Source organism: Brevibacterium sp. K72, from assembly GCF_050562175.1.
Classification (GTDB): Bacteria; Actinomycetota; Actinomycetes; order Actinomycetales; family Brevibacteriaceae; genus Brevibacterium; species Brevibacterium casei.
Window position 1 is genome coordinate 1,873,100 of record NZ_CP191582.1, and the last position, 16,361, is coordinate 1,889,460.

Sequence of the window (16,361 nt, forward strand, 5' to 3'; positions counted from 1 at the left end):
TGCCGGGGTCTGCAAGGATGGCCCTAGGTCTGCCAGGATGGACCCCGCAGACAGCACAGTGTCCCTTCGATCGACTGGAGCAAGCGATGAGTTCGCCGCACCATCCCACAGGACCAGGAGCGCCGCAGTGGCGCGACCAGCCGGGACCCCACCCCGGACCCAACAGCCAGCCGCCCGCCGGCGGTCAGTACGGACATGGCCCGGGAGGTCAGGCCCCCGGTGGCCAGTACGGACAGGGCCCGGGAGGTCAGGCCCCCGGCGGCCAGTACGGACAGGGACCGGGTCCGTATGGTCCGGACGCCCAGGGCGGGCAGCCGACTCCGTACGGATCCGGTCCGGGACCCTATGGTTCGGGACCCGCGCAGTACGGTTCGGGGCCGGGGCCCTACGGTTCGGGGCCGGGACAGTACGGCCAGGCGCCAGGCCAGTATGGGTCGGGACCGAGCCAGTACGGGTCGGGCCCAGGACCCTACGGGTCCGGACCGGGGCAGTTCGGGTCGGGACCCGCCCCGCAGCGTCCTCGCCGCACGGGACCCGGGCTTGTCGGCCCGCTCACCCTGCGCGACCTCTTCCTCCTCTTCGCGGGCCTGCTCGCACTCATCGTGCTCTTCGTGCCCTACAAGAACTACGACATCATCACGATGCCGCTGTGGTCGTGGAACATCGATTCGATGGGGACGCTCGTCTTCGTCGTGCTCGCCATCCTCCTCATCGTCGGGGCCGTGCTCATGAACAAGTTCGGCAACGGTCGGATGCGTGTGGGATCGCTCGGCCTCGACCAGTTCATCTCCGTCCTCTCCTCGGTCGCGTTCGCCTTCGCGTTCGTCCAGCTCATCACCTCGGCGCCGTACTGGAGCGTCGGCGCCTACCTCGCGTTCTTCGCCGCGCTCATCGCGTTCTTCGCCGGTGTCTTCACGATGCTGCCGTTCTTCGCCGCTGAGTTCGCCGGACGCGAGGACGTCCCCGCCCACGCCAAGGCGCGCCCGGTGACCAAGACCGCTCAGCATCCCGCGCCGCAGGCCCACGTGCCCGGCGGATTCGACGGCGGGTACGGCAGCGGCCCCCACCCCGGTGCGCAGGGACCCCAGGGTCAGGGTGGCCCCGGCGGGGTCGGCCCGGGCCAGTACGGGCAGGCCGCGCCCGGTCAGGGCGGCCCGAGCCAGTACGGCGCCCCGCAGGGCGGCTTCGGCCAGCCCGGCTACGATTCGGCACAGCCCAACTGGGGATCCGACCAGCCCTCGTACGACGCAGGGCAGCAGGGTGGACCGGGCGAGCAGGCCGCGTCCGGCCGGCACGCCTACTCCGATGATGCGGGCAGCCCGTTCACCGGTGGAACCCCGCGCCCGCAGGCCTCCTTCGCCCCGCCGGCCGAGGACCGCTCCTCCGGCACCGATGACGCCTCGGGACAGCCGGTGCAGAGCACGGGATCCGGGCAGACGTACCTCGGCGACCAGCATCCGCGGGACCCGCGGCATTCGCAGAGCGAGCCGACGCAGACCTTCGGGCTGGGCACCGAACCCGAGGAGTCCGCGTGGACGTCGACCGCCTCGGCCGCCGAGCCGACTCCGGCGGCATCGCCCACGGCATCGCAGACCGATGCTGACGACGCGTCTGCGGCACGTCGCGACGGGACCGCTGGTGACGGCAGTGCCGACGCCGCGGCCCCGCAGACCAACGCCGATGACACCGTGGCGATCAGCCGGACCGTCGTCGAGAGCGGCCCGACCTCGACCGAGGAGGAGACCATCACCTCGGTCTCCGAGCGCCGCCGCGGACGCCATTCCGCACCCGAGTCCACCTCGGAGACCGAGACCTCGGCCAGCGCCGCGTCACCGGATTCCGAGGCACGGTCGGGATCGAGCACGGTCTCGCAGCCCGGCACGGTGACCTCGTCGACCGTGACCTCGGCCGACGAGCCGGGCCCCGGCCCGCTCGGGGTCTTCGACGGCGGCACGAAGGCCGCCGCGTCTCAGGGCACAGAGTCCCGGTCGGCAGCTGCCTCACCCGAATCGAGGGAGGGTGCGTCCACGGACGCGACGTCTTCTAATGCGGCGTCCGCGAACACGACATCGTCAGACGCGACGACGACCTCCGCATCCGCCGAGGCCGACGAGAGCAACATCCGCTCGACCGAGGCGACCGTGGTCAACGCCGAGGGCGTCGTCGAGACCGATCCCGGTGCGGATCCCACCGGCAAGGAAGCTCCCGAGTCGAGGACGGATGACTCCCGCTCCTCGACCGAGCGCCGAGGCGTCGTCGCCGCATCGAGCGGAGTCACCGTCGCGTCGGGAGACGACGTGACGACCACCGAGGCTGAGTCCGAGACCGAGCGGAGCGCGACGACGGGCGACCGCGTTGCTGGCTCGGGCGACGGCGACTCGTCCGACCGCGCTCCGGACTCGGCCGACCGCGGGTCGGCCGGTGACCGGCGACCCGAAGGCCAGGGCTCGACCGAGACCGTCAGCCGCGAGACCGTCGGCGACGAGACCGTCCAGGTCGACGCCGTGACCTCCCAGGGAGGCGGTGCCTCGGCGGAGCCGACGACCGAGCGGACCACCCCGCCGGACTCCGACGAACCGACGCAGTACGTGCCGATGACGAACTACCGGGACTCCTCGGAGCAGCGGACCGCCTCGGCGGATGGGGAGTCGTCGGACCGCAGCGCATCGGGCTCGAGGGAGGACCGGCAGGCGTCGGACTCCGCGGAGACGACCGAGGAGAAGACGGTCATCCAGGCGTTCTGGTTCGCCGTTCCCGAACCGCGCGAGGCCGTCGACGCGAAGACCGGGATGCCCGTCTTCACGATCTACCCGGGTGACTGGTTCCTCGCGCTCGAGGATCACGGGACGTCGTTCACGGTCCGTGACTCCGACGGCAAGGAGGGCGTGCTGCGCAACCTCGAAGGGATCCAGCGCGGCTGACTCGTGTGCCGAGGCTGTGGACGGTGCGGCCGGTCAGCGCCGCACCCGAGCAGCCGTGAGGCGCGCACCCGGCGTCGCACGTCCGGTCTGACCGGGCGCGATGCGCTGGCGAAGCGATGAGGGGCGGCCCCTTGTGACTTGTGTCCACAGGCGCCGCCCTTCGTCGTCCCCGTCCACAGCCCTGGCCCGACCACTGGTCGCAGCCGCCGCATCGGGGCCAGTCTGGGCGCATGGAGATCGCGCTCATCACCGACCTCGGCGCCATCACGGAGGAATGCGCCCGTGTCGCCGAGAGCATCGGCGTCGACCTCAAGGTCCTCCCACCCGATTCGGGCGGGTGGCAGAAGGCGGCGCTCATCCTCCTCGGCGAGGACGTCACCGAGGTGCCCGCCACCGACGGTGCGGACCGGATCCTCGTCGTCCTCGACGGCGACGAGACCGCCTCGGCGTGGCGGCGGGCCGCGCACCTCGGCGTCGAACAGCTCGCGATGCTGCCCTCGGCCGCGGAATGGCTGAGCCAGCGGATCATCGCCGCCGTCGAACCCCCGGTGACCCCCGGGGTCACGGTCGGCGTCGTCGCCGGCTGCGGCGGGGCGGGCGCCTCGGTGCTCGCCTGCGCCCTGGCCAGGCGGGCCGGCGGCGAGGTCCCTACGGTCCTCGTCGACGCCGACCCGCTCGGGGGAGGCCTCGACCTCGTCCTCGGCGCCGAACAGGTCCCGGGACCGCGGTGGTCGGACCTCAGCGCCTCCCGCGGGCAGCTGCGCCCCTCGGTCCTGCGCCAGGCCCTGCCCGTCCACGACGGCCTGGCGATCCTCTCGTGGGGACGCGACGACACCCTCGACCTCGACCCGGAGATCTTCGACGACGTCCTCTCCGCCGCCGCCCAGGCCTTCGACCTCGTCATCGTCGACCTGCCCCGCCACGCCCCACCGCAGTGGACCAGGCGCTGCCACCACGTCCTCCTCGTCGCCCCCGCCCGGGTGCGTTCGGCCGTCGCCGCCTCCCAGGTCGCCAAGCGCCTCTCGCACTCCCACCCCGACGTCCGCCTCGTCGTCCGGGAGACCGGCAGCGGCGGACTCGACGCCGACCTCCTCGCCGACTCGATCGGACTCGGCCTCGCCGGCAGCATCCGCGACGACCGCGGGCTCTCGGCCGCCGTCGACCGCGGTGAGGGCATCCCGGGCGGGGCGAGGCTCGGCCGCCTCGTCGACCGCCTGCTCGGGGAGTGGGTGGGATGAGCGAATGGCTCGACGCCTCCCTCGTCGCCGAGGTGCGCAAGACCCTGCTCGACAATCCCGGACCGGTGACGACGGCCGCCGTCGCCGAGGCGGTCCAGCGCACCGGCCGCGTCCTCGGATCCGCGGCCCTCCTCGACCTCGTCACCCGGCTCTCGGCCCAGCTGTCGGGAGCCGGTCCCCTCCAGGCCGTGCTCGACGTCCCCGGCACGACCGACGTCTTCGTCAACGGCCCCCGGGAGGTCTTCGCCGACACCGGTGCGGGCCCGGCCCGGCTCGAGCTCTCCCTCGGCTCCGAGGAGGACGTGCGCTCGCTCGCGGTGCGCCTGGCCGCCCTCGGCGGGCGCCGCCTCGACGATTCGAGTCCCTTCGTCGACGTCCGCCTCCCCGACGGGGTGCGGATGAACGCGATCGTCCCGCCGATCTCGGGGGAGCACACGTCGATCTCCTTCCGCGTGCCCCGGCGTTCAGGCTTCACCGTCGACGACCTCCGCGCCGACGGATTCATCCCCGCCGAGGTCGCAGCCCTGGTCACCGAGGCCGTGGGCTCACGGGCGAACATCCTCATCTCCGGGGGCACCGGCACCGGCAAAACCGTCCTCCTCGGCGCCCTCCTCGGCCTCGTCGACCCGCTCCACCGCATCGTCGTCGTCGAGGACTCCCGCGAACTCATCGTCGGCCACCCCCACGTCGTCCAGCTCGCCGCCCGCCAGGCCAACGTCGAAGGCGGCGGCGAGGTCACGCTCACCGACCTCGTCCGCAACGCCCTGCGGATGCGCCCCGACCGCCTCGTCGTCGGCGAATGCCGCGGCCCCGAGGTCCGGGACATGCTCACCGCCCTCAACACCGGGCACGAGGGCGGGTGCGCGACGATCCACGCGAACACCGCCGAGGCCGTCCCCAGCCGCCTCGCCGCGCTCGGGGCGCTTGCCGGAATGAGCCCGCAGGCCGTGCACTCCCAGTTCGCCACCGCCATCGACCTCGTCATCCACCTGCGCCGGGTCGGGGTCGACCGGGGCCTGACCGAACTCGCCATCCCCACCCGGGACACCGGCGAGTCCCTGACGATGGAACCCGTGTGGGGGCGAGCCTCCCCGCGCTCGCCCGGGGAATTCAACCGGCGGGCGCTCGCCCGCTTCGAGGCCGTGCTCGAGCAGAGGTCGACATGATCCTCCTCCTCGCCGTGCTCGTCGCGGCCGGCATCGTCCTCGCCGCCCCCTCCGACCCCGGCGTGCGCCTGCGCGAGCTCCTCGCCCCCCGCCGAGGCGGGTCCGCGGTCCCCGTGTCCCCTCGCCGAGGCGGGCGCCGGGGTGCCGATGACGAAGCGGAGCGGCTGTGGGCGATCGGGGCGGTCGAGAACTGCGCGCATCTGCTCCGGGTGGGCATGACGCCGCAGGCGGTGATGGCGACCCTGAGCAGGCAGGACGAGCGGCTGCGCCCGATCTCGCGGGCGATCGCGCTCGGGGAGGACCCGGGTCGGGCGATCGCGAACCGCGGGCAGGCGCTGCCGACCTCCGCCGCCGAGGTGTTCGCCGGCATGGCCGCGGTGTGGACGGTCTCGGAGCGCTCGGGTGCTCCGGCCGCCGACATGATCCTCCGCTATGCGACGGCACGTCGGGACGCCCTCGACGCCGACCGGGAACGGCGGATCGCGATGGCCGGGCCCCGGGCGACCGTGCGGGTGCTCAGCTGGCTGCCGCTCATCGGGATGGGGCTCGGGCTGCTCATCGGCGTCCGCCCCCTCGAGCTCATCGGCGGTCTGCCCGGACAGCTGAGCATCGGGGCGGGACTCGTCCTCTACGTCCTCGGCCGCTGGTGGATGATGCGGATGATGCGGCGGGCGGAGCGCTGATCCCGATGAGCGCCGTCGTCGTCGGTCTCCTCGTCGGACTCGGCGTCCTCCTGTGGTCGGGCCGGTCGGCGGGACGCCTGCGGGGCCTGCTCGAAGGAGCCGATCAGTCGGCCACGGACGTCCGCGGACGACGGGACGGGGTGGTCGGGGGCGGAGCGGTCGCGGGCGGCGGGACCACCGCCTCGGCGAGGGGAGGGGGCCCCGCCTCCGGGAGGTCAGGGGTAAGCGATGAGGAGCTCGCGTTCGACCTCGACCTCGTCGCGATCTGCCTCACCGCGGGACTGCCGATCCCCGTCGCCCTCACGCTCACCGCCGAGGCGACAGGGGACCGGTCGGGCCTGCTGCGGATCGCGCGGGCGAAGACGATCGGCGGCGACGACCTCGCCCCCGACGACCGCCTGCGGCCGGTGCTCGAGGTGTTCGCCTTCTCCGAGCAGACCGGGGTCGGCCCGGCACCGCTCATCGAATCGGTCGCCGGCGAACTCCGGGCGGCCTCCCGGCGGCGACGGCAGGAGGCGGCCGCCGCACTCGGGGTCGGCCTCGTCGTCCCGCTCGGGGTGTGCATCCTCCCGGCGTTCCTCCTCCTCTCCGTCGTCCCCGTCGTCATCTCCCTGCTCACCGACCTCACGACGGTGTTCTTCTGAGATGACAGCTCGTCTGCGGTTGATAGGGTCGGGCCATGTCTACTGTGACACCGTCCTCTGTGGCACCCTTCCAACGGCTCACCGACGTCGCCGAGGCCGAACGGTACGCCGGTCACCTCTTCGTCGGCACCTCCGTGCGGCTGCGCCCCCTGCAGTCCGACGATCTGCACTATCTCGAGCAGTGGTGGTTCGATCCCTCGATCGTCGTCCTCCAGAACCCGACCGTCCTGCCGCGGCCCGAAGGCGGTGTGTCCGAGCAGTTCACGCAGTGGAGTGCGAACACCGACTCGAGTTCGGTGGGCTTCAGCATCGAGCTGCTCGAGACCGAGGAGTTCGTCGGTCACGTCACCCTCTTCGGCCGCGACACGATCAATCAGTCGGCGACGCTGGCGATCATCCTCGGACCCGAGTTCCACGGTCACGGGTTCGGCGCCGACGCCGTGCGCCTGGCCCTGCGCTACGGGTTCCTCCAGCTCGGGCTCAACCGCATCGAACTGCGCACGTGGGCATTCAACACCCGCGGCATCGCCGCCTACACGAAGGCCGGCTTCGTCGAGGAGGGCAGGCGGCGCGAAGCCGTGTTCTTCAACGGTCGCCGCCACGACGAAGTGATCATGGCCGTCCTCAGGGACGACTGGGCCGACTGAGGGCCTTCCGGCCGGGCGGCGGCCGAGCCGGCCGGGCGGCCGAGCCGACCGGCGACCAGAGCCGACAGGTGACCGCGCGACTCGTGTCCGTTCTCCTGTGGAGAACGGTGCGACTCGTGTGCCACGGGCCTGTGGACGCCCAACCGGTTTCCACAGCCTCGGATCCGCCCCTCGACCCGACCCCTGTGCCTCCTCCACGGTGGAGGACCGTTCGCAGAGCGCGCACGGTCACTTCTTCGAGGAGGAGAACATGAGCACAGACACCTCGACGACCCCGACCCCCGACGAGGCACCGCCGCCGGAGATCCGGCCGCACGAGGGTCCTCCGAGCGCCGAGTCGCCGCTGGGGCCCGATGCCGAATGGGGTCCGGACACCGGGGCGACGACGGCGGAGTACGCGATCACCACACTGGCCGCGTGCGGCTTCGCCGCCCTCCTCGTCGTCATCCTCAAGTCGGAGCCGATCAAGGAGCTCGTCACCGGCGTCATCCAGACCGCTCTCGGCCTCGGAGGCTGAGATGGCCGTCCGCGGGCACGCCGGCGCGGAGGGCAGGGACCGGGGGACGGCGACCGCGGAGTTCGCCGTCGTCCTCCCCGCTCTCGTCCTCCTCGTCGTCGTGCTCGCCGGGGCGGCGGCGATCGGGTTCACCCAGCTGCGCGCCTTCGACGCCGCGCGTTCGGCCGCCCGCGAGATCGCCCGGGGCGAACCCCACGCGGCGGTCGTCGACGAGGCGAAGAAGCATGCGGGCGCCGCGTCGACCGTGCGAGTGGGCTCCGACGGCGGCTACGCGACGGTGACCGTCACCGTGCGGCTGCCCGAGGCGATCTTCTTCCTCGACGAGGTCGAAGCGGCAGCGACGGCCCGGACCGAGGGCGGACGCTCGGGCGGTGATCCGGGATGACGAACATCGTCATCGGACTGTGCGCGGTCATCCTCGGTCTCGTCACCGCCATCGGGGCGCTGAGCCAGGCGTTCGTCGCACACAGCACCGCGCAGGCGGCCGCCGACCTCGCGGCGCTCGCCGCCGCCGACGCCGTGCGCGGACTGTCGCCCGGTCAGCCCTGCGAGGTCGCGAAGGAGGTGAGTGAGCGCAACGGGGCGGTCATGCGCGACTGCCGTGCGTCGACCGCGGAGCAGAGCGCCTATGTCGAGGTCGCCGTCGACATCCCAGGGCCCCTGCCGGAGGTCGCGGAGAAGGCCGTCGCCGGCAAGTGATCTAGAGTACGGCCCGGAGCAGGCGCAGAGCGGCATCCTTGTCGAGCGGTTCGTTGCCGTTGCCGCACTTCGGCGACTGGACGCACGAGGGACAGCCGTCGACGCACTCGCACGCGGCGATCGCATCCCGGGTGGCACCGAGCCACTCCTCGATGACCTCGCTGCCGCGCTCGGCGAAGCCCGCGCCCCCGGCCAGACCGTCGTAGACGAAGACCGTGGCCATGCCCGTGTCCGCGTGCAGGGCCGTCGAGACGCCGCCGATGTCCCACCGGTCGCAGCCGGCGAAGAGGGGCAGCAGACCGATCGAGGCGTGCTCGGCGGCATGGACGGCACCGGGCAGATCGGCCTTGAGGACCTCCGCGGACTCGAGGAGCGCGCGCGGGATCGTCCACCACACGGCAGAGGTCCGCAGGGTGCGCTCGGGCAGGTCGAGTTCGTGTTCGGCGAGGATCGTCCCGCCGCGCTTCGCCCGCATCCGATAGGCGACGACCTGGTCGGTGACGTCGACGGTGCCGCTGGCCACGCCGACTCCCGAGGGGAGGGTGCGCTGGCTCACGGTGTCGACGATGGAGATCTCCGTGAGCGACCGCGCCTGCGTCGTGTAGTCGACCTCCGTGCGGTCGACCAAGGCGATGCGTTCGTCGAGGTCGAGGTCCGCGACGAGGAAGTCCGTGCCCTGGTGGGTGTAGACCGCCCCGGGGTGCGCGCCCCGGTGCGCACCGGTCTCGTCGACCGTGCCGAGCAGAGTGCCGGTGCTCGCTTCGACGAGGCGGAACTGACCGCCGCCGGAGCCGCGGATGTCGGACTGATCGGTCGCCGGTTCGTCCTTCGCCCAGAACCAGCCCAAGGGCCGGGCGCGCAGGAGCTTGCGTTCGACGAGGTCGTCGACGACTTCGGCGGCGTTGTCGGGGAAGTGCGCGAAGTCCGAGCGGGTGAGCGGCACCTCGGCGGCGGCCGCACAGAGGTGGCCTCCGAGGACGTAGGGGTTGCCGGGGTTGATGACGCCCGCGTCGACGGGGGCGTCGAAGATCACCTCGGGATGGTGGACGACGTAGGTGTCGAGCGGGTCGTCGCGGGCGATGAAGACCGCCATCCACCGCTGACCGTCGCGTCCGGCGCGACCGGCCTGCTGCCACAGGGAGGCCAGCGTCCCCGGCCACCCGGAGACGATGACGAGGTCGAGGCCCGAGATGTCGATGCCGAGCTCGAGCGCGTTCGTCGACGCCACCGCGAGGAGCCGCCCCGAGCGCAGCGCCGATTCGAGGGCGCGGCGCTCCTCGGCGAGGTACCCGCCCCGGTAGGCGGCGACCTTGCCGGTGAGGGACTCGTCGACCATGCCCACCTGCTCGCGGACCGTCGCCGCGAGCGTCTCGGTCCCGCGTCTCGAGGCGATGAAGGCGAGGGAGCGGTAGCCTGCGCACATCGCATCGGTGAGGACATCGGCGGCCTCGGCCATGCCCCCGCGCCGGTCACCGGCAGCCGACATCGGCGGCTCCCACAAGGCGAAGCTGCCCGCGGCCCGCGGTGAGGCGTCCTCGGTCACCGGATGGGCGGGGCGGCCGGTGAGCCGGGCGAAGGCGACATCGGGCTGGGCCATCGTCGCCGAGGCGCCGATGACGACGGGGTGGGCGCCGTAGTGGGCGGCGATGCGCAGGAGTCGGCGGAGGATGAGGGCGACGTGGGATCCGAAGACGCCGCGGTACCGGTGGGCCTCGTCGACGACGATGTAGCGCAGGGACTTGAACAGGCGTGCGAAGCGCTCATGCTGGGGGAGGATCGCCCGGTGGAGCATGTCGGGGTTGGTGAAGACGATGTTCGCATGCCGCCGGGCCCAGTCCTTCGCCGCTTGCGAGGTGTCGCCATCGTAGGCGGCCGGGCGGACCCCGCGGACGATGAGCTGCTCGAGCTTCGTCAGCTGGTCGGCCGCGAGCGCCTTCGTCGGGGCGATGTAGATCGCCGAGGCGGTGCGCAGACTGTCGCGGGTCGTCTGGATCGACTCGAGGACCGGCAGCCAGAAGCCCAGTGACTTCCCCGAGGCGGTCGGGGTGGCGATGACGACGTCCTCGCCGTCGCGGGCGGCCTGCGCCGCCTCGACCTGGTGGCGCCACGGTCGGTCGACGCCGATGGCCGCGGCAGCATGGCGCAGCTCCTCGTCGACCCAGTCCGGCCAGTCCGACTCGTGCTCGACACGCTGTGGAATCTCGCGGAGGTGGACGATCCGATCGTCCCTGACACCGAACCCGGAGACGATGTCGTGGAGAGCGGAAGAGGACATGTCTCAATTATGTCCCAGGCCCGCCTGGCTAGGATTCATCTGTGACCGAAGAGACGCACCCCCTCACCTCCGACCAGTTGGCCGGAGCCGAACACCTCGGCGCCACTCTCTATGCGGCCGGGTACACCGAACCGTATCTGCGGCAGTTCTGGGGCGGTGCCGTCTCCGACGCGCTGACCCGCTCCAACGCCGCCCCGGCCCTTCACCACTGTCGCAGCGTCCTCGACGAGAGACTCGTTGAGGTGATCGGCAGCGGTGCCGCCCGCCTCGCACCCGCCGAATCACCCGCCGATTCGGCCGACGACGCCGGGTCCGATGCCCTCCCGCCCCTGTCCGGTGACGAACGGCTGGCCGCGATCACCCTGGTCTTCTGGCTGCGCGAGCAGGTTCCCGCGATCGTCCTCGCCGCAGCCCTCGGCCTCGAGGCGTACCGGGCGGCCCGCGATCTCGGCCTCGTCGACGAGGTCCGCCCCGACGGGACCAACCTGCGCGCCTTCGCCCCGTACGCGCTCACCCCGTACGAGATCCCCGTCGGCGTCCCCCGGGGCCTGCGCCGCGGCGATGAGAACCTCTACCTCGTCGCCGACCACGGCACGCTCACCTCGCCCGAGGTCCTTCCCGGCGACTTCGTCCTCGGCCTCGGCGGGGCCGGTCGCACGCTCGTGGCCCTCACCCCGCGCGAACCGGTGACCACCGCAGCCGACATCGGCACCGGCTGCGGCGTCCAGGCGCTCCTGCTGGCCCGCCACGCCGAGCGGGTCATCGCCACCGACATCTCCGCCCGGGCGCTGCACCTCACGGCGCTCGGCGCCGCGCTGGCCGGGGCGACGAACATCGACCTGCGCCAGGGCTCGCTGCTCGAACCGCTGAGCGAAGACGTCGACCTGCTCGTGTCGAATCCGCCGTTCGTCATCACCCCGCGCACCACCGCCGCCGAGGCGGTCGTCCCCGACTTCGAGTACCGGGACGGAGGCATGAGCGGGGACCGCCTCGTGCGCGGCCTCTTCGCCGAGGTCCCCTCCGTGCTGACCGCCGGCGGTCGCGCGGTGTGCCTGGGCAACTGGGAGGTCACCGCAGACTCGTCGACCGGACCCGAGACGTGGGTGGTCGACTCGTCCACCTCGGTGCTCGTCATCGAACGCGAAGTCCTCGATCCTGTCGCCTACGCCGAGACGTGGATCCGCGACGGCGGCATCCAGCGGGCGAGTGAGGAGTGGAACGCGGCGACCGCTGCGTGGCTGGACGACTTCGCCTCCCGACAGGTCACCGGCATCGCCTTCGGCTACGTCCTCATGCACCGGGCAGATAACGATTCCCCAACTCTTTCGCCGGACGACCAGCCCTCCACCGAGGCGGCAGCGGTGCCCGCGTCCCGCGAGAAGGTCCGGATCACCTCGGCGCAGGCGACCAACCCCCACGGGATCGGCGCGTTCCTCACCACAGTCGAGGAGCTGCGGTCGTGGCTGGCGCAGGCGAGCGACGAAGAGATCGCGGCGACCGCGTTCACCCGCTCGCCCGACCTCGTCGAACACCGTCACCACGTGCCGGGACAGGAGGACCCGACGTCGATCACGCTCGAGCAGGGGATCGGCTTCGGCCAGGTCTTCGACCTCGACACCGCGCTCGCGGGCTTCGTCTCCGTCGCCGACGGATCGCTCACGCTGCGGCAGACGGCCGCCGCTCTTGCGCAGCTCCTCGACGTCGACGCGGCAGCCCTCGAAGCCCAGCTCATCGCCCAGGTCAGGGGCCTTGTCGGGGCGGGTGCCCTGCTCCCGGGCACCCCCTGAACCGGGTTCGCCCAGCCCCCTGCGCCGAGGCGGGGGAGGCGATCCGTACGCGAGCGGGTGCGCCCGCCCCGATGGAGAGGGCAGGGTGACAACAGTGTTACATTGGGCCGGATCGTCCATACTGTCGATCACCGCACCGCCGTGAGAGGAATGAGTGAACGTGGCCACAACCGAGAAGCAGCCCCGTCGTCTCGTCATCGTCGAGTCCCCGACGAAGGCGCGCACGATCGTGGGGTACCTCGGCGACGGTTATGACGTCGAGGCCTCGGTCGGGCACATCCGCGACCTGCCGACGCCGTCGGAGCTCCCGGCCGACATGAAGAAGGGCCCCTACGGGAAGTTCGCGGTCGACGTCGACAACGGCTTCGACCCCTACTACCGCGTCGACCCGGGCAAGAAGAAGAAGGTCACCGAACTCAAGCGCCTGCTCAAGGACGCCGACGAACTCTACCTCGCCACCGATGAGGACCGCGAGGGCGAGGCCATCGCGTGGCACCTGCTCGAGGTGCTCAAGCCGAAGATCCCCGTCAAGCGCATGGTCTTCCACGAGATCACCCCCGAGGCGATCGCCCGGGCGCTGGAGAACACCCGCGAGATCGACGACGCCCTCGTCGACGCGCAGGAGACCCGACGCATCCTCGACCGTCTCTACGGCTACGAGGTCTCCCCGGTGCTGTGGCGCAAGGTCCGCGCCGGACTCTCCGCCGGCCGCGTGCAGTCGGTGGCCACCCGCCTCGTCGTCGAACGCGAACGCGAGCGCATGGCCTTCGTGCCCGCCGACTACTGGGACCTCGACATCGACCTCGGCCTGCCCGACGGCTCGAACCCGTTCGCCGCGAACCTCACCACCCTCGACGGATCGCGCGTGGCCAGCGGCCGCGACTTCGACGACAAGGGCCAGCTGAAGACGAAGTCCGCGGTCGTCGTCGACCAGGCGAAGGCCGAAGAGCTCGCCGGTCTGCTCTCGGGCAGCGCGAAGGACGCGCTCACCGTCACCGCCGTCGAGTCGAAGCCGTATTCGCGGCGTCCCGCCGCGCCCTTCACGACCTCGACGATGCAGCAGGAGGCCGGCCGCAAGCTGCGGATGAGCGCGCGCCAGGCGATGCGCACCGCGCAGTCGCTCTACGAGCACGGCTACATCACCTATATGCGCACCGACTCCTCGGCGCTGTCCGGGCAGGCGATCTCGGCCGCTCGGCGCCAGGTGACCGAGCTCTACGGCCCCGAGTTCGTCCCCGAGGCACCGCGTCAGTATTCGAGGAAGCAGAAGTCCGCGCAGGAGGCGCACGAGGCGATCCGTCCCGCCGGTGACTCGTTCCGCACCCCCGCCCAGGTCGCGAAGTCGCTCAACGGCGACGAGTTCCGCCTCTACGACCTCATCTGGAAGCGCACGGTCGCCAGCCAGATGGCCGACGCGAAGGGCAAGACGGCGACGATCCGCGTCGCCGCCGACCTCGGCGACGGCCATGAGGCCGGCTTCAGCGCATCCGGCACCGTCATCACCTTCCGCGGCTTCCTCGCCGCCTACGAGGAGGGAACGGACGCGAGCCGGTACGACACGAAGTCCGGCGAGTCCCGGCTGCCGCAGGTCGAGGAGGGCCAGGCGCTCTCCGTCGTCTCCGTCGAAGCCGACGGGCACACCACGGCACCGCCCCCGCGCTTCACCGAGGCGAGCCTCGTCAAGCAGCTCGAGGAGCTCGGCATCGGCCGCCCCTCGACGTATGCCTCGATCATCTCTGTCATCCAGGACCGCGGCTACGTCACCTCGCGCGGCAACGCGCTCGTGCCCAGCTGGCTCGCGTTCTCCGTCGTCCGCCTCCTCGAGGAGCACTTCACCGAACTCGTCGACTACGAGTTCACCGCCGACCTCGAATCCGAGCTCGACCGCATCGCGATGGGCGAAGAGGACCGCAAGGCGTGGCTGGCGCGGTTCTACTTCGGAGCCGAGGGCTACGACCGGGAAGGGCTCAAGGAGATCGTCGACGACCTCGGCGACATCGACGCCCGCGAGGTCAACACGGTTCCCATCACCGACGGCGTCGCCCTGCGGGTCGGCCGCTACGGTCCCTACCTCGAGGTCGCCTCGGCGGCCGAAGGGGAGGACCCCAAGCGCGTCTCCCTGCCCGACGACCTCGCCCCCGATGAGCTCACCGCCGCGAAGGCCGCGGAGCTCATCGAGAGCCAGGGCGACGGCGACCGCGAACTCGGCGTCGACCCGGAGACCGGGCACACGATCGTGGCGAAGAACGGCCGGTTCGGCCCCTACGTCACCGAGGTCCTGCCCGAGCCCGAGGAGAAGCCGAAGCGGGGCGCGAAGAAGCCCAAGCCGCGCACCGGGTCCCTGTTCAAGTCGATGGACCTTTCGACGATCGACCTCGAGACCGCGCTCAAGCTCCTCAGTCTGCCCCGCATCGTCGGCCAGGACGAGGAGGGCACGGACATCACGGTGCAGAACGGCCGCTACGGCCCGTACCTGAAGAAGGGCACCGATTCGCGGTCGCTGACCGACGAGGAGCAGATCTTCACGATCACCCTCGAGGAGGCGCTGAAGATCTACTCCGAACCCAAGCAGCGCGGCGGCCGCACGGCCAAGCCGCCGCTCAAGGAGCTCGGGGAGGATCCGGAGACGAAGAAGCCGATGGTCGTCAAGGACGGGCGCTTCGGTCCCTACGTCACCGACGGCGAGACGAACGCGACCCTGCGCAAGGACGACGACGTCGAGTCGATCACGCCTGCCCGCGGTGCCGAACTCCTCGCCGAGAAGCGCGCGAAGGGCCCCGCGAAGAAGAAGGCGCCGGCGAAGAAGGCTCCCGCGAAGAAGTCCACGGCCAAGAAGACGACCGCGGCGAAGACCACGGCTGCGAAGAAGACCACGCCGAAGTCGACGACTGCGAAAACGACGACTGCGGCGAAGAAGACGACTGCCGCGAAGCGGACGACGAAGCCGAAGACCCCCTGAGGTCAGGCGCGGCGCGGGTCAGGATCTTCGCCCGCGCCGCACAGGCACCGTGGGACTCTGCGCGGCTCGAACTCAGAGCGCGTGCTTGGCGGCCTGCTCGGGCAGGGCGGCGAGCTCCTCGGGGGTCGGTGAACTCGGCGTGAGCACACGGTCGCGACCGTAGTAGGAGGCGAACGCCTCGGCGACGGCATCGACCGTGATCCCCGGGGCCATCTCACTGATCGACCCGCCCGTGGTCGGATCCCACTCGACGCCGAGGGCCGCCTCGACGTCGGTGAGGACGGCCCTGATCGGGTCGGGATCGGTGACGACGACCGAGGACGAGAACAGCCACGCACCGGCCACGACGCGCTGCGCTGTGCCGATCGCCTTGATCCGGCCGGCGACGTTGACGCTGTACTCTCCCGGGCAGTACTCGCCGGGGATCTCCCCGACCCGGGCGTCGACGCCGAGGGAACGGAGCACCTCGGCGTAGTCGGCGCCGAAGGTCGAGAAGCGCTTCGTCGTGTCCGTGATGAACGCATCGCTCGGTTCGATGTGGTCGATGACGACGGACCCGGGATGGTAGGCCGCTGCCCGCCCGCCGAGGCTGCGCAGGGCGGGGGTGAATCCGTGGGCGCGGGCGGCCTCGATCGCCGCGGGGAACCCCGGGAGGAAGCGGTCGCGGGCACCGAAGGCGAGCGTCGGGGCCGGCCGGTAGATCCGCAGGGTCGCGCCCCGGCGCCCGGACTTGACCGAGTCGAGGAGGACGCGGGCGAAGGCGAGCTCATCGACGGGGCCCAGGCCCTTCGTCTCGACGACGTCCATCGTCTCTCGTCGGTCCTG

At 71.7% G+C, this 16,361-nt stretch carries 13 protein-coding genes; 11 read left to right on the forward strand and 2 right to left on the reverse strand.

The genetic code is table 11. The features are described from left to right. Positions 1-86: 86 nt before the first annotated feature. The 9 genes from ACQ1RG_RS08260 to ACQ1RG_RS08300 all read left to right on the forward strand — a co-directional run bounded on the left by ACQ1RG_RS08260 (position 87) and on the right by ACQ1RG_RS08300 (position 8,515). Positions 87-2,921, forward strand: coding sequence for a hypothetical protein (locus ACQ1RG_RS08260; RefSeq protein ID WP_342474305.1), 2,835 nt, complete (start codon positions 87-89; stop codon positions 2,919-2,921). A gap of 230 nt (positions 2,922-3,151) precedes the next feature. Continuing rightward, complete coding sequence (ssd, locus tag ACQ1RG_RS08265; protein ID WP_278372681.1) at positions 3,152-4,159, forward strand: septum site-determining protein Ssd; 1,008 nt, start codon at positions 3,152-3,154, stop codon at positions 4,157-4,159. Continuing rightward, positions 4,156-5,325 carry a TadA family conjugal transfer-associated ATPase gene (locus ACQ1RG_RS08270; protein ID WP_063250066.1) on the forward strand — a complete coding sequence of 390 codons (1,170 nt, stop codon included), beginning with the start codon at positions 4,156-4,158 and terminating at the stop codon, positions 5,323-5,325. Before ssd ends, ACQ1RG_RS08270 begins: the two co-directional genes overlap by 4 nt. After that, positions 5,322-6,008: a type II secretion system F family protein gene (locus ACQ1RG_RS08275; protein WP_342474306.1), complete on the forward strand. Its 687-nt coding sequence runs from the start codon at positions 5,322-5,324 to the stop codon at positions 6,006-6,008. Before ACQ1RG_RS08270 ends, ACQ1RG_RS08275 begins: the two co-directional genes overlap by 4 nt. A gap of 5 nt (positions 6,009-6,013) precedes the next feature. Next, positions 6,014-6,652 (forward strand): type II secretion system F family protein, encoded by a 639-nt coding sequence (locus tag ACQ1RG_RS08280; protein ID WP_063250068.1) that lies wholly within the window; start codon positions 6,014-6,016, stop codon positions 6,650-6,652. A gap of 35 nt (positions 6,653-6,687) precedes the next feature. After that, positions 6,688-7,299: a GNAT family N-acetyltransferase gene (locus ACQ1RG_RS08285; RefSeq protein WP_231882229.1), complete on the forward strand. Its 612-nt coding sequence runs from the start codon at positions 6,688-6,690 to the stop codon at positions 7,297-7,299. A gap of 250 nt (positions 7,300-7,549) precedes the next feature. Further along, a complete protein-coding gene (locus ACQ1RG_RS08290; protein ID WP_082834944.1) occupies positions 7,550-7,816 on the forward strand; it encodes a DUF4244 domain-containing protein in 267 nt (88 codons plus the stop codon). Between the two features lies 1 nt (position 7,817). Next, positions 7,818-8,201, forward strand: a complete 384-nt coding sequence (locus ACQ1RG_RS08295) for a TadE family type IV pilus minor pilin (protein ID WP_063250071.1) — start codon at positions 7,818-7,820, stop codon at positions 8,199-8,201. Continuing rightward, complete coding sequence (locus ACQ1RG_RS08300) at positions 8,198-8,515, forward strand: Rv3654c family TadE-like protein (RefSeq protein WP_063250072.1); 318 nt, start codon at positions 8,198-8,200, stop codon at positions 8,513-8,515. Before ACQ1RG_RS08295 ends, ACQ1RG_RS08300 begins: the two co-directional genes overlap by 4 nt. 1 nt (position 8,516) lies before the next feature. Here ACQ1RG_RS08300 and ACQ1RG_RS08305 read toward each other — a convergent pair whose 3' ends face one another. Then, positions 8,517-10,790 (reverse strand): DEAD/DEAH box helicase, encoded by a 2,274-nt coding sequence (locus ACQ1RG_RS08305; RefSeq protein WP_201671462.1) that lies wholly within the window; start codon positions 10,788-10,790, stop codon positions 8,517-8,519. Positions 10,791-10,831: 41 nt separating this feature from the next. Between ACQ1RG_RS08305 and ACQ1RG_RS08310 the strand changes: the two genes are divergently transcribed. Then, a complete protein-coding gene (locus ACQ1RG_RS08310; RefSeq protein ID WP_063250074.1) occupies positions 10,832-12,577 on the forward strand; it encodes a methyltransferase in 1,746 nt (581 codons plus the stop codon). A gap of 160 nt (positions 12,578-12,737) precedes the next feature. Then, complete coding sequence (gene topA, locus ACQ1RG_RS08315) at positions 12,738-15,536, forward strand: type I DNA topoisomerase (RefSeq protein ID WP_063250075.1); 2,799 nt, start codon at positions 12,738-12,740, stop codon at positions 15,534-15,536. Positions 15,537-15,608: 72 nt separating this feature from the next. Here topA and ACQ1RG_RS08320 read toward each other — a convergent pair whose 3' ends face one another. After that, positions 15,609-16,343: a lipoate--protein ligase family protein gene (locus ACQ1RG_RS08320; RefSeq protein ID WP_063250076.1), complete on the reverse strand. Its 735-nt coding sequence runs from the start codon at positions 16,341-16,343 to the stop codon at positions 15,609-15,611. Positions 16,344-16,361: the final 18 nt, after the last annotated feature.

Coding starts and splice junctions, on each gene's coding strand:
- ACQ1RG_RS08260 (WP_342474305.1), top strand. CDS start 87: ATGAGTTCGCCGCACCATCCCACAGGACCAGGAGCGCCGCAGTGGCGC.
- ssd (WP_278372681.1), top strand. CDS start 3,152: ATGGAGATCGCGCTCATCACCGACCTCGGCGCCATCACGGAGGAATGC.
- ACQ1RG_RS08270 (WP_063250066.1), top strand. CDS start 4,156: ATGAGCGAATGGCTCGACGCCTCCCTCGTCGCCGAGGTGCGCAAGACC.
- ACQ1RG_RS08275 (WP_342474306.1), top strand. CDS start 5,322: ATGATCCTCCTCCTCGCCGTGCTCGTCGCGGCCGGCATCGTCCTCGCC.
- ACQ1RG_RS08280 (WP_063250068.1), top strand. CDS start 6,014: ATGAGCGCCGTCGTCGTCGGTCTCCTCGTCGGACTCGGCGTCCTCCTG.
- ACQ1RG_RS08285 (WP_231882229.1), top strand. CDS start 6,688: ATGTCTACTGTGACACCGTCCTCTGTGGCACCCTTCCAACGGCTCACC.
- ACQ1RG_RS08290 (WP_082834944.1), top strand. CDS start 7,550: ATGAGCACAGACACCTCGACGACCCCGACCCCCGACGAGGCACCGCCG.
- ACQ1RG_RS08295 (WP_063250071.1), top strand. CDS start 7,818: ATGGCCGTCCGCGGGCACGCCGGCGCGGAGGGCAGGGACCGGGGGACG.
- ACQ1RG_RS08300 (WP_063250072.1), top strand. CDS start 8,198: ATGACGAACATCGTCATCGGACTGTGCGCGGTCATCCTCGGTCTCGTC.
- ACQ1RG_RS08305 (WP_201671462.1), bottom strand. CDS start 10,790: ATGTCCTCTTCCGCTCTCCACGACATCGTCTCCGGGTTCGGTGTCAGG.
- ACQ1RG_RS08320 (WP_063250076.1), bottom strand. CDS start 16,343: ATGGACGTCGTCGAGACGAAGGGCCTGGGCCCCGTCGATGAGCTCGCC.